Raw genomic sequence first — 13,644 nt, 5'->3', positions numbered from 1 at the left:
GTGTCTTACTCGGCGTTGTCCAAGAAATCCTTTAGCTTCTCAGACCATTTATCGAAAACCGATTTTCGCTCTTTTTTTGCCCCGGCCATCGCCGTCTGTTCTTCTTCATGACCGGCCAAGACCGGTTCGGGCTCTACCATTTCCGGTGCTGGACCTTCGTCGGAACCTTTATTTTCATTGCGAATAGCGTTCATCAACAATCCAACGGCAGTAGCATATAAAGGGCTTGCTACCTCAGCATCCGAATCACCTGCTAGGTGCTCGTTCGGGTATCCTATTCTGGTATCCATGCCTGTAATGTATTCCACGAGCTGCTTCAAGTGTTTTAATTGACTTCCACCACCCGTCAGCACGATTCCCGCAATCAACTTTTTCTTCTGTTCTTCATGCCCGTAGTTCTTGATCTCTACATATACCTGTTCGATAATTTCCACTACTCGGGCATGGATGATCTTCGAAAGGTTTTTCAGGGTAATCTCTTTCGGTTCACGACCACGGAGACCGGGTATAGAGACAATCTCATTGTCCTTATTCTCCCCTGGCCATGCGGAACCGAATTTTATTTTCAATAATTCAGCCTGCTTTTCGATTATCGAGCAACCCTCTTTGATATCTTCGGTGATGACCCCACCTCCAAAAGGAATTACGGCCGTATGCCTTATGATACCATCTTTAAAAATGGCCAAGTCAGTGGTACCACCTCCTATGTCGATCAAGGCTACCCCAGCTTCTTTCTCTTCTTGGCTTAAAACAGCGTCGGAAGAGGCCAATGGTTCCAAAGTGATATTTCCCAAATCAAGGCCGGCACTCTTAATGCATCGGCCAACATTCTTTATAGAAGATACCTGACCAACAACAACATGGAAATTTGCCTCTAATCGCCCGCCATACATTCCGATAGGCTGCTTGATCTCAGCCTGACCATCTACCTTATATTCTTGGGGCAAAACATGAATGATCTCTTCACCTGGAAGCATGACCAGCTTGTATACTTGATTGCACAATTTATCGAGGTCATCTTCATTGATTACTTCTTCCGAATCTGCTCTGGTAATGTAATCGCTGTGATGCAAACTACGGATGTGTTGCCCTGCGATACCTACCACAACGGAACCGATTTTCAGCCCAGAGTTCGCTTCCGCTTCTTCTACGGCCTGCTGAATCGATTTTATGGTTTGGGTGATATTATTTACCACTCCTCGGTGTACTCCGAGACTTTTTGATCTACCAATTCCCAAAACCTCGATTTTTCCGTATTCGTTTTCACGACCGATAATCGCTACGATTTTGGTGGTACCTATGTCAAGACCTACTGAATATTTCCCCTGTTCCATTTGCTGACTGATTTTAAATTTTTGTGCACACTACTTGATTGTTAAACTCCAAACTGACTACGTTGTATTCTTCGAGCGTCTTGTCTTTGTTCGCTTTGGCGTAGAACGCCTTAAAATTGTTGAACTTCTCTTCAAGACTCTCGATACCACCCAAATTCACAACAAATTGCTCCATCCTGAATCTTAACTGGTAGTCGTCTTCCGCCTCAACATGTATTCCGATTACATTTTTGCGAAGAAACTCGTCTTCGTTGATGTACTTCAAAATCTCATATACATCCTCTAAGCTTTTGCCCGTAATGTTGCCAGTGATAATTGGCACACGCGCAGAATGACTCATAGACAAAGGCATTTGCTTACCCTCATCGTCGAGATAAAACTTAGAACTCCCCTCAATACGTCCGATTGGTTTGCGCTGAACAATCTTCGTTGCAAGTCTTCCGTTCACAGTCAAGTAAACTTGAGCGCTTTTCACCATTTTATTGGCTTCAATGACCTTCTCTATAGAATTCAAAACTAATTTTTCTTTGGGCACATTGTTGAGACTACCGTAATTTTGTATTAACAATTTATTAACCATGCCCTCTGTGATGTAAAGGTTCTGATCCCCAATGAATTCTATTTGAATTTCATTGATTTTTTTCTTTGCACTCCGTTGGTTCGAGAAAGCGTAAAGCCCTATTACTGCTACTAAAAGCGTAAATACCTTGATATAGTTCCAATTAATTCGCATACTCAAATTCCTTTTTTATTTTTTCCACTTCCAACCCGATATCACCGGCCCCCATAGTGACCAGAATTTCAGGATTTTGACGTTTTATTTCTTCGATCAACTCTGCCTTTTTCAGTACCTTTTTATTCGGGTTTTCAATTTTATCCAATAACCAGCTAGAAGTGATTCCGGGCATCGGTTTTTCCCTTGCGGGATAGATATCGAGTAAGACGATCGCATCGAATTTCGATAGGCTTTTGGCAAATTCATCCACAAAATCCTTGGTTCTTGAAAACAGATGTGGTTGAAAAATCGCTAAAACCTCTTTACCTGGATGCATCTCGGAAATGGCTTCATGAACGGCCATTATTTCTGTTGGATGATGGGCATAGTCATCGATAAATATCAAGTCATCTTGCTTGATTTTATATGAAAATCTTCTTTGAACCCCCTTAAACGTCTCCAATGCTTCAGCTAGGCGGTGAATGGGGGATTTCGTTTCCACCGCCATTGCAAAAGCTACCAAACCATTGAGCAGGTTATGCCTGCCCGGCTTATTGAACTTAACACCTGTGAGGGTCTTTTCAGGTGTGTTCAAATCGAATATGTAGGTACCATGTTCTACTTTTATATTTCGGATGCAGTAATCCGAATCATCCTCTATACCATAGGTTATCCCTTTCAGAGGTAAACCATTTCTAACGAATAGTTTACCGTTGGGTTTGATACGACCCACGAAATCCTCAAACGATTCGCACAAGGCATCAGAATCTCCATAAATATCAAGATGATCCGCATCCATTGATGTTACACACGCAACGGTAGGGGTCAACCGTAAAAAAGAACGGTCGAACTCATCGGCCTCAACTACGGAATGCTCGGTTCCACTGAAGAAAAAATTACTATTGAAATCTTCCGATATTCCACCTAGAAAAGCGGAAAAAGGAGTGTTGGTCTCACGCAATAGATGTGCCAGTATACTGGAGGTCGTAGTCTTACCATGCGTACCCGCCACCGCCATACAAAAGGAGTCCTTCGTAATCAGCCCCAAAACTTCGGACCGTTTCATTATTTCAAAACCATTGGTCAAGAAATATTGGTATTCTTTGTGGTCAAGGGGTACGGCAGGAGTGTAAACAACTAAGGTGCCAGCAACATCATAATTGTTTTTTTCGACCAAATCAGGGTTGTCATCATAATGGATATCAATACCTAAAGTAGCTAACTCAGCGGTCAAAGGGGAAGCTGTCCTGTCATACCCGGCCACATTTTTGTCAATAAACTTGAAATAGCGTGCCAGGGCGGACATACCAATACCTCCGATACCTATAAAATAGACGCTATGTATAGCATTCAAGTTCAAAATAAAAGTTTTAATTACAACTCAAAACAACTTGAGTTTTCATTTTTATATTTCTTATTTAGGGCGCAGTCACTACGCCCTATTTCTAGTATTTCCTACTAATTTTTCTATTTCGTCAGCAATATCCTTCGTGGCATTGGGCATGGCCATCTTTTTGATATTCACCTTCAATTCTTCTTGTTTTTTCGGAGATTCGAAAACCTCGGAAAATAAATTCCTAAAATCCGTATTGAGGTCCTTCTCCCGAATCATGATCGCCGCATTTCGATCGACCAGGGCCAAGGCGTTCTTTGTCTGATGATCTTCAGCGACATTAGGCGACGGTATAAAGATTACCGGTTTACCCACGATACATAACTCTGACACCGAACCGGCCCCTGCACGTGATATCATGATATCACCGGTGGTATATGCTAAATCCATTCGGGAAACAAAGTCCAACACCTTTACGGTATCGGAATCATACTTTTTATACTCCTCATAGTATAATTTGCCACATTGCCAGAGTAGCTGAATACCTTTTTCTTCGAAATAACCCAGTTCCTTTTCGATAAGTTGATTGATGCGTCTCGCACCCAGACTTCCCCCTAAGACGAACACCGTGGGCTTGCCCAGCTCAAGACCAAAGAACTCAAGAGCAGCTTTCACATTTCCATGGCTCTCGACCAAATCACCCCGAACGGGGTTACCGGTTTTTATAATCTTATCGGCCGGAAAGAACTTTTCCATACCGTCATAGGCCACACAAATTTTAGCCACCTTATCTTTCAGCAGTTTATTCGTAATACCCGCATAAGAGTTCTGTTCTTGCAAGAGACAAGGAATACCTCTACCTGAAGCCACCTTTAACAGCGGGCCACTAGCAAAACCACCCGTTCCCACGACGGCATCCGGTTTAAATCGTGATACTATTTTACCTGCTCTTATCAAACTACTGATCAGTTTAAAGGGAAACATTAAATTTTTAAGGGTCAGTTTCCGTTGCAACCCTGTAATCCATAATCCTTCAATTTCATATCCAGCCTTTGGCACCTTTTCCATCTCCATTCGGTCCTTCGCACCTACGAACAAGAACTCGGCTTTCGGATATCTCCTTTTCAATTCGTCGGCAATCGCTATAGCCGGATATATATGCCCCCCAGTGCCGCCGCCCGACAGAATAAATCTATAGTTGTCCACTTAACACTTCTAAGGGATTGTTCTCATTCACTTTTTTGGATGACTTGCGCCCCCGATGCCCTTTATTACTTGCACTCAATATGATACCAATGGCAAGACACGTCATCCAACTAGAGGTACCTCCACGACTTATCAAGGGTAAATTTTGTCCTGTTACGGGAAACAATTCTACGGCAACCGACATGTTTATAAGAGCCTGAAAAACGATGGGAAGTCCGACTCCCAAAACCAACAACTTGCCAAAAACACTTTCACTTCCATTGGCCACTACCACAATCCTAAAAAGCAACAAGAGGTAGAAGAACATAATGGCGAATCCCCCGATCAGCCCATATTCTTCTATGATAATCGCATAGATGAAATCCGATTCGCTTTGTGGCAAGAAATTCTTTTGGACACTTTTGCCCGCTCCCTTGCCCAACAATCCGCCGGAAGCAATCGCTATTTTAGCCTTTTCGATTTGATAGTCGGCTTCCGTATCTTCTCCGTTCCAGAAATTTTCCCATCGATTTTCCCATGTATCCACCCGATTCGAAAATGCGTCGGGCATCGCCTTAGCAGCCAAAATGAATAGAACCAAAGAGAGTATCCCAGCAGCTACAATAGCTCCAAGATATTTCAAGGGGTATCCGCCAATAAAAGCCAATAACAACACCATGGAAAATATAATCCCGGCCGTTGAAAAGTTAGCAGGTAAAATGAGAATGATTACCAGAAAAACGGGTATCCATAACGGAACGATGCTTTCCTTAAAAGTGATGGTCTTGTCCTTGATCTTGGCAAGGTAGCGGGCGACGTAAATCATCAATACCACGGCTGCCAAATTAGACGGTTGAAAGGAACCTACGAGGGGAACACTGATCCAACGGCTGGCATTGGCCCCCTCAATTGTGGCGCCTTGCGCCAAGGTGTACATCAGCAGCAGCAATACAATGGGCATAGCGATCAATGAAAGGCCTTTAAAATAGTGGGTCGGTATTTTGTGTACGCCGTAAATGATTCCAAAACCGAGTATCAACAACATGGCATGCTTCACCAGATGCCCCATAGTAGTACCATTACCGATGACGTATACCAAGTTACTACTTGCGCTATACACCGGCAAAAACGAAAATAATGCCAATAGGGCCACTACTGCCCAAATCGCTTTATCTCCTTGTATGTTCTTGAAAATCGATGGCACCTTATAAGTTTTTTATTGCTTCTTTAAACTGATTTCCCCTATCCTCATAATTCTCGAACAAATCGAAACTTGCACAGGCTGGTGACAACAATACCATATCACCACGTTCCGCGATTTTATAGGCCACTTTTACTGCCTCTGACATTGCAAAGGTCTCGACCATCAATTCAACGACATTCCCAAAAGCATCCTTTATTTTTTCATTGTCAAGACCTAGGCATACGATCGCCTTTACCTTTTCCCGGACCAAGGGCATCAACTCTTTGTAGTCATTGCCTTTATCCACACCACCGACAATCCATACAGTAGGGGCACTCATGCTATCCAGCGCAAAATAGGTGGCATTTACATTAGTAGCCTTTGAATCATTGATATATTGCACATGACCTATTTTAAGCACCTTCTCTAAACGGTGTTCCGCACCTTGAAAATTGGCGATACTCTGTCGAATGGTCTCTTTTCGAATACCGATCAATTTAGCCGCCATTGACGCTGCCATTGTATTCTTCAAATTGTGTTTTCCTTCAAGTGCTAGGGCGTCAGTTGTCATCGTTATGGTATTAGTATCAGTTGTTATATGTATGTTGTTGTTCTTGAGATAGGCTCCTCTTTCAAATTCTTGCTCCAATGAAAAAGGCATTAATTGAGATTTTACGGGATGTGTGCTTAACCAGTTCACTATCACTTCGTCGTCGGCATCATAAATCAGATAGTCCGATTCGGTCTGGTTCATCGCTATGCGAAACTTGGCTGCGATATAGTTTTCGAAGGTATAGTCATAGCGGTCCAAATGATCTGGTGTGATATTGGTAAGAATCGCAATGTGCGGTCTAAATCCGTCAATACCATCCAATTGAAAACTGCTGATTTCCAGCACGTAATACGCAAAATTGTGCTCTGCGACCATCTTGGCATAACTATCACCAATATTACCGGCCATACCTACCTTCAAATCTGCCTGTCGTGCGATGTGATGTGCGAGCATGGTCGTCGTGGTTTTTCCATTGCTACCGGTAATTCCGATAATAGTGGCATCAGTATATTTCGATGCAAATTCTATTTCCGAAATCACGGGTACGCCTTGAGCAACTAGCTGCTTGACCAATGCCACCGTGTCTGGTATACCCGGACTCTTCATCACGATATCGGCGTTCAGGATCTTGGCATCGGTATGCTTTTCATCTTCCCAATCAATCTCAAAATGTTCAAGAACTTCTTTATACGTTTCTTTAATCTTTCCTTTATCGGATACAAAAACCTCGTATCCCTTTTGTTGGCCCAAAATGGCGGTTCCAACTCCGCTCTCCCCTCCTCCAAGAATAACCAGTCGCTCCATTTTAGCGTACTTTCAAAGTCACTATGGTCACGATGGCCAGCATAATTCCTACAATCCAAAAACGGGTCACGATCTTACTCTCGTGATACCCCTTTTTTTGATAATGATGGTGTAGGGGTGACATCAAAAAAATGCGTTTCCCTTCCCCCAGTTTTTTCTTGGTGTATTTGAAATAGCCTACCTGCATCATCACGGAAATCGATTCCGCAAAGAAGATTCCACATAGCAGCGGAATGAGCAGTTCTTTACGGACGATTATTGCGATAACCGCAATGACCCCGCCTATGGTAAGGCTTCCGGTATCCCCCATAAATACTTGAGCAGGAAATGCATTGTACCATAAAAATCCGACCAGAGCTCCGACAAATGCGGTAATGAAAACCAGTAATTCGCCAGACTTCGGTATGTACATGATATCCAAATAGTCAGAAAAAATCACATTACCCGAAACCAAGGCGAAAACCCCCAAGGTGAATACGATAATCGCCGAAGTTCCTGCGGCGAGCCCATCAATACCATCCGTTAGGTTGGCTCCATTTGATACCGCTGTCACGATCAATATGATAATCGGAATGAATATCAACCACGAGTATTGCTTGGCACCTTCTCCGGCCCACCCCAAAAAGTCAGCGTAATCGAATTCATTGTTCTTAAAAAACGGAACGGTGGTCATCGTAGATTTCACTTCTTCACCTCGTACTTCCTCAACGGTAAACTGTTCCGTAATCGTGGTTCGATTATGATCCCGCATGGTAACCTCTGGATGAATATAGAGTACCGCCCCTACAATCAATCCTAAAACTACTTGGCCTATCACTTTAAATCGCCCTTTGAGGCCCTCTTTGTTCTTCTTAAAGACTTTGATGTAATCATCTACAAAGCCGATAATGCCCATCCATATGGTCGTAAAAATCAAAAGGATGATATAGATATTATCCAGACGGGCGAACAGAAGCACTGGTATCAGCGTGGCCAGAATTATTATGATTCCACCCATGGTCGGAGTTCCCGCTTTTTGCTTTTGACCTTCAAGACCCAACTCACGAATGGTTTCCCCTACTTGCTTTTTTTGTAGCAGTACGATGATGCGTTTCCCATATGCCGTAGCAATAATCAACGAGAACAGGATAGCCATACCCGCACGAAAAGTGCTGAACTGGAACAGACTCGCGCCAGGCACTTGATACTCTTTCTCTAAGTATTCAAATAAGTAGTACAGCATTATTTGTCCAATTCTGATAATAAGTCCTTAATGATTTTAAAATCATCGAAATCGACTCGTTTTCCATTCGTTTCTTGATAGGTCTCATGCCCTTTACCGGCAACCAGTATAATGTCATTGGCCAAGGCCAGTTGGCAAGCGGTTTTGATTGCTTGCTCTCGATTTTCTATCGCAAGTATTTTTTTGGTATTCTGTGGTTCCACACCATCGACCATTTCTTCGATAATGGCAGCAGGCTCTTCGGATCTGGGGTTATCAGAAGTAAAGATGGCCTTGTTGCTCATCTCGGAAGCGATATGACCCATAACCGGGCGCTTTGATCTGTCTCTATCGCCACCACACCCCACAACGGTGATGACGTTTTCATTTCCAGTTCTCAACGTGTTGATAGTTTCAAGCACATTTTTAAGCGCGTCCGGCGTATGGGCATAATCGACTATAGCCGTTACTTTTTCTTTTGATATGAAATATTGAAAACGCCCATCGACGTTCTCGAGTTCACTTAATAGACGAAGTGTCTCCAATTGTTCGAGACCCAATAAGTCAGCTGTGGCGTAAATCGCCAACATATTGTAAGCATTAAAATGACCGATCAGCTTTGACCAAAGTTCATTATCATTTATTTTGAGCAGTTGTCCGTCGAATTGATTCTCCAAAATCTGGGCTCTGTAATCCGCGTACGTCTTCAAGGCGTAGGTATATTTTCTTGCCTTGGTATTTTGAAGCATTACCAGCCCGTTCTTATCATCGATATTGGTCAAGGCGAAGGCCTTTTTTGTCAGGTTATCGAACAGTATTTTTTTAGTATCGCGATATTCCGCAAAAGTCTTGTGGTAGTCTAGATGGTCATGCGAAAGGTTGGTAAAAATAGCGCCCTCAAACACAAGGCCTTCCGTTCTTTTCTGATGAATTCCATGTGAGCTCACTTCCATAAAGCAGAACTCAACTCCGGCCTCATTCATCAATTTCAAGTGTTTGTTGATGGTTAAGGCATCAGGAGTGGTATGGCTGGTTTGATACTCGGTATCGTCTACCATTATCTTGATCGTTGAGATCAAACCGACCTTATAGCCTGCCTTTTTAAACAATTGAAACAGAAGGCTACTTACCGTAGTCTTACCATTGGTTCCGGTCACCCCGACCAATTTTAAATTCTTCGAGGGATTTTCATAAAAGTTGGACGCCATTATCGCCAAGGCGGAGTTGCCATTGCGCACTTCCACATAGGTGATTTCATTGACTATCTGTTCTGGCAGTACCTCGCATACGATAGCTTTCGCACCCGAGTTAATCGCCTTTTCAATATAATCATGGCCGTCGCTCACTAGACCTCGTATCGCCACGAACACATCATCCATAGCAACTTCTCTCGAATCGAATTGCACGGCATTTATCATGACGTTGGTCGACCCACTCACTGCCGTGAGACCTACTCCATATAATATGTCTTTTAAGAGCATCATGAGAGTTCCAAAATTATTTTAACCACTTTTTTAATATCCGTTCCTTTGGCGATAGACTGTTTTTTTACTTTTCCATTGCCTTTTACCACGACTTCCAGTCCCATGTTTTCCAACAACGATATGGCGTCCATACCGCACATTCCTTTGACATTGGGCACTTGATCATGCTTCTTTTGTGCCTCGGCGTAATAGCTTTGGTATGCTTTTTCGAGGTTTTCATCTTTGACGTCCAAAGTTTCCACTTCGTCAATTAATGGGTTATTGGCATATACCTTTTGGGCGATGGACTTAAAAACGGGACCGGAAACGTCCGCACCGTAATATCCCACACTTTTATCGGGTTCGTGAATGACTACGATACAAGAGTACTTAGGGTCTTCCGCAGGGAAATATCCTGCGAAAGTGGAGATGTATGTCATCACATCGGGGTCCTTATTGACATAATTCTTCTGTGCCGTCCCCGTTTTTCCGGCCATCGAAAAATTGGGCGAGTACATTTTATGTCCCGTACCGTGTTTTTTCTCCACCACATTCTTTAAGAGGTCTTGCACCTGAAGTATCGTTTCGGGCGAGCAGATCGACGGATTGATAACTTCCTTATCGAATTTGAAAACCGTGCGGTTCAGTTCTTTGACTTCTTTGATCAATCTCGGTTTTACCATTTCCCCATCATTGGCAATGGCATTGTAAAATGTGAGTATTTGCAAAGGGGTCATGGCAATTTCATAACCATAGGCCATCTGGGCCAGGGAAAGTCCGGACCAACCTTTATCTCCAGGAAAACGAAGCACTGGTTTCCCCTCCCCTTTTATGGGCAATCCGATTTCCTTTCCGAGATTCATACCCATCAAGCGGTTCACATATTTTGAGGGCTCTTGCTTGTACCCATCGTGAATCATTTGCGCAAACGCCGTGTTTGAAGACACCTCAAAAGCTTTGGCCATAGAGATTTTTCCATAGCCTCCATGCTTTGAATCCTTGACGCGATGTCTGTATATTTTCCAATATCCTTTTCCAGTATCCTTGACCGTACTGGTATCGATGATTCCGTCTTCAAGCGCAGCCACAATATTCATCAACTTGAATGTGGAACCTGGCTCGTGCGACTCACCTATGGCGTAGTTCAAGCGTTCATAATACTTGCCTTTCTTCGTCTTACCTAAATTTGAAATGGCTTTGATCTCGCCTGTCTCGGTTTCCATCACGATTACACAACCATGGTCGGCATTGTATTTTTCTAACTGTGCGAGTAGGGCGTGATGGGCAATATCTTGAATATTGATATCTATTGTGGAAATGACATCATAGCCGTCTTTTGGCTCTATAATGTTCTCTTGGCCGACCGGCTTCCATTGTCCTTTGGCTATTTTTTGTTTTAGACGCTTACCCTCTTTTCCCCTTAGGTACTCCCCAAAAGCACCTTCTAGGCCAACTCGGGTTCTGTACCCGTTTTCATCAACGCGCTCATAGCCTACGCTGCGCTCTGCGATTTTGCCCAAAGGATGCTCGCGAACCGTTTTTTGCTCAATGATCAATCCGCCTTTGTAAGGCCCCTTTTCGAAAAGCGGAAATTGACGTACTTCCATGTATTCGGAGTAATCGAGGTTTCTAGCTACCAGGGTGTAACGATTTCTATTCTCCTTGGCCTTTCTAAAAAGCTGCACATATTCTGCAACCGGTTTGCCGGTCAAGTTCGACAGCGCCTGAGAGAGGGGTTTGAGATTTTCCTGAAAATTTTCCTCGCTCACCGTCACGGCATCAAAGCGAATGGTGTATCTCGAAACCGAAGTAGCCAATAAACTACCGTCATCGGAGATAAGGTCTCCCCGATTAGGAGCAATAGTGAACATTTTAGATGTGCGCTGTTCGGCCAATTCACGGTACTTATCGCCATTGACCACCTGAATGCTCACCAACTTAAAAAGTACTGCGCAGGAAAAAAGAAAGAGGCAACCTGCCACGAAATACAATCGATTCAATATGTTCTTATCGTTTACTGCCACTATTCTTTCTGATCTGACTTTACTTTTATTTTCTTTGGTGGTTCTTCTGAGGGATACAATTCGTCTTCTGCAACAATTTCGGTCACCTTAGACTCTAACCGTAATTTCTGAACATCCGAACGCACATCGACGAACTCACTCCTCAGCTCTTTAACCTGTTCGTTCAGCGCTGCAATCTGATGCACTTTCTTGTCGGCACTATGCGAGCTACCGATCATTACGGTTGCCAAAAAGGATGCGAAGAGAATAAACAACCAGTTTTTCGGTGCATCACCACTCACCAAGAATTTTCCTTTTAATATGTCTAAAATTCCTTTTCTCACTATTTTCGGTTTTATCAACTTTTATATGCGCTTTGCAATCCGCAGCTTGGCACTACGGGCGCGATTATTTTTCGCTACCTCTTGGGCCGTTGGAACGATCAAACCACCTACTTTTTTAAAAGGCACCTCGATGTTTCCATAGAAATCCTTTTCAGGCTCTCCTTCAAATTTTCCAGCTCTTATGAACCTTTTCACCAAACGGTCTTCCAATGAATGGTAACTGATAACACTTAGCCTTCCTCCACCTACAATCAAATCAGGAGTCTGCATAAGAAACTCTTCGATTACCGCTATCTCTTGATTGACCTCAATTCGGATGGCCTGATAAATCTGGGCCAATATCTTATGCTCCTTCGATGCTGGTAAAAACTGGCGCAATACCTCTTTCAGCTGCTGAGTGGTTTTAATCGGATTCGCTTCACGTTGCGCAATCACGACCTTGGCCATAGCATTTGCATTTCGCAAATCGCCATATACAAACAACACTTTCCTCAAATCATCATAAGTGTACGAGTTGACCACATCATAGGCTGAGACCGTATTCTTTTGACTCATTCTCATATCGAGCAACGCATCAAAACGGGTTGAGAAACCACGCTCCGCTTTATCGAATTGATGTGAGGAAACCCCGAAATCCGCTAAGACCCCATTTACCTTCCGAATGCCATAGAACTTTAAAAACTGCGTGATATATCTGAAATTCTCATTGATCAATGTGAACCTTGAATCGCTCAAGGCATTTCCCATGGCCTCCTCATCTTGATCAAATGCAAACAACTTTCCATAAGGGCCAAGTTGTTTCAATATTTCTTTGGAATGTCCTCCGCCTCCGAAGGTCACATCCACGTACACTCCATTTTCCTCAATAGCGAGTCCGTCAACGGACTCTTTCAACAACACCGGATTATGATACATCGGGTGCATCTTCACCTACTTCGCCCATAACATCTTCGGCCAATGCCTCAAACTCATCATCCGGCATGCTCACAGCTTTTTCGTATCGCTCCTTATCCCAAATCTCCATGATATTGATGGCGGGGCTTAAGGTGATTTCTTTTTTGATACCGGCGACAGCAATTAGATTCCTCGGAATCAAAAGCCGGCCGGTACTATCGATATCGATTTCTTTGACACCTGATAGAAAGATCCTGATGAAATCGTTGTTCTTTTTTACGAAACGGTTGAGTTTTTTGATTTTGGCCATCTCTACTCGCCACTCTGCCATGGGCCATAATTCCAAACATGCTCCACTGATTGCCCTCTTGATGACAAAACCATCTTTCAATACTGGCAATAGCTTATTTTTTAGGGCAACAGGCAACATTACCCTACCTTTGGCATCAGCTTTACAATCGTATTGCGAATCGAAATCGATCATGTTAAGATGGTTGGTTTCGCTTTAATAACTCAAATATATAAATATTATTACCACATTTTACCACTTTTTACCACTTTGTTGATAAAACAAGGGCATTTTTCCTATATCCTTCTCCCAGACTCCACCGAACACCTTTAAAAAAAGGATG

The 13,644-nt window shown here is 43.2% G+C and carries 12 protein-coding genes; all 12 read right to left on the bottom strand.

Going from position 1 to position 13,644, the window contains the following annotated elements:
* Window positions 1-5 precede the first annotated feature (5 nt).
* The gene (gene ftsA / locus ACKWCA_RS21010) at window positions 6-1,334 is read right to left on the bottom strand and encodes a cell division protein FtsA (protein ID WP_413980215.1); all 1,329 of its coding nucleotides are present in this window, start codon (window positions 1,332-1,334) and stop codon (window positions 6-8) included.
* 13 nt (window positions 1,335-1,347) lie between these two features.
* Window positions 1,348-2,067, bottom strand: a complete 720-nt coding sequence (locus tag ACKWCA_RS21005) for a cell division protein FtsQ/DivIB (protein WP_413980214.1) — start codon at window positions 2,065-2,067, stop codon at window positions 1,348-1,350.
* Window positions 2,057-3,409 (bottom strand): UDP-N-acetylmuramate--L-alanine ligase, encoded by a 1,353-nt coding sequence (gene murC, locus ACKWCA_RS21000; protein ID WP_413980213.1) that lies wholly within the window; start codon window positions 3,407-3,409, stop codon window positions 2,057-2,059. The genes ACKWCA_RS21005 and murC overlap by 11 nt, the downstream gene beginning before the upstream one ends.
* Window positions 3,410-3,481: 72 nt before the next feature.
* Window positions 3,482-4,588, bottom strand: a complete 1,107-nt coding sequence (gene murG, locus ACKWCA_RS20995) for an undecaprenyldiphospho-muramoylpentapeptide beta-N-acetylglucosaminyltransferase (RefSeq protein WP_413980212.1) — start codon at window positions 4,586-4,588, stop codon at window positions 3,482-3,484.
* On the bottom strand, window positions 4,575-5,771 hold the full coding sequence (locus tag ACKWCA_RS20990; protein WP_413980211.1) for an FtsW/RodA/SpoVE family cell cycle protein: 1,197 nt from the start codon (window positions 5,769-5,771) through the stop codon (window positions 4,575-4,577). The genes murG and ACKWCA_RS20990 overlap by 14 nt, the downstream gene beginning before the upstream one ends.
* A 1-nt stretch (window position 5,772) precedes the next feature.
* Window positions 5,773-7,107: a UDP-N-acetylmuramoyl-L-alanine--D-glutamate ligase gene (murD, locus tag ACKWCA_RS20985; RefSeq protein WP_413980210.1), complete on the bottom strand. Its 1,335-nt coding sequence runs from the start codon at window positions 7,105-7,107 to the stop codon at window positions 5,773-5,775.
* Between the two features lies 1 nt (window position 7,108).
* A complete protein-coding gene (gene mraY / locus ACKWCA_RS20980; protein WP_413980209.1) occupies window positions 7,109-8,329 on the bottom strand; it encodes a phospho-N-acetylmuramoyl-pentapeptide-transferase in 1,221 nt (406 codons plus the stop codon).
* Window positions 8,329-9,792 carry a UDP-N-acetylmuramoyl-L-alanyl-D-glutamate--2,6-diaminopimelate ligase gene (locus ACKWCA_RS20975; protein WP_413980208.1) on the bottom strand — a complete coding sequence of 488 codons (1,464 nt, stop codon included), beginning with the start codon at window positions 9,790-9,792 and terminating at the stop codon, window positions 8,329-8,331. The genes mraY and ACKWCA_RS20975 overlap by 1 nt, the downstream gene beginning before the upstream one ends.
* Complete coding sequence (locus tag ACKWCA_RS20970) at window positions 9,789-11,795, bottom strand: penicillin-binding protein (protein WP_413980207.1); 2,007 nt, start codon at window positions 11,793-11,795, stop codon at window positions 9,789-9,791. The genes ACKWCA_RS20975 and ACKWCA_RS20970 overlap by 4 nt, the downstream gene beginning before the upstream one ends.
* Window positions 11,795-12,118 carry an FtsL-like putative cell division protein gene (locus ACKWCA_RS20965; protein ID WP_413980206.1) on the bottom strand — a complete coding sequence of 108 codons (324 nt, stop codon included), beginning with the start codon at window positions 12,116-12,118 and terminating at the stop codon, window positions 11,795-11,797. The genes ACKWCA_RS20970 and ACKWCA_RS20965 overlap by 1 nt, the downstream gene beginning before the upstream one ends.
* Before the next feature lie 21 nt (window positions 12,119-12,139).
* On the bottom strand, window positions 12,140-13,042 hold the full coding sequence (gene rsmH / locus ACKWCA_RS20960) for a 16S rRNA (cytosine(1402)-N(4))-methyltransferase RsmH (RefSeq protein ID WP_413980205.1): 903 nt from the start codon (window positions 13,040-13,042) through the stop codon (window positions 12,140-12,142).
* A complete protein-coding gene (locus ACKWCA_RS20955; protein ID WP_413980204.1) occupies window positions 13,023-13,496 on the bottom strand; it encodes a division/cell wall cluster transcriptional repressor MraZ in 474 nt (157 codons plus the stop codon). The genes rsmH and ACKWCA_RS20955 overlap by 20 nt, the downstream gene beginning before the upstream one ends.
* Between the last annotated feature and the right edge of the window lie 148 nt (window positions 13,497-13,644).

The organism is Maribacter corallii, assembly GCF_047345415.1.
Classification (GTDB): domain Bacteria; phylum Bacteroidota; class Bacteroidia; order Flavobacteriales; family Flavobacteriaceae; genus Maribacter_C.
Note: the sequence above shows the minus strand (reverse complement) of the source record. Positions and strands in the feature narration are given on the sequence as shown.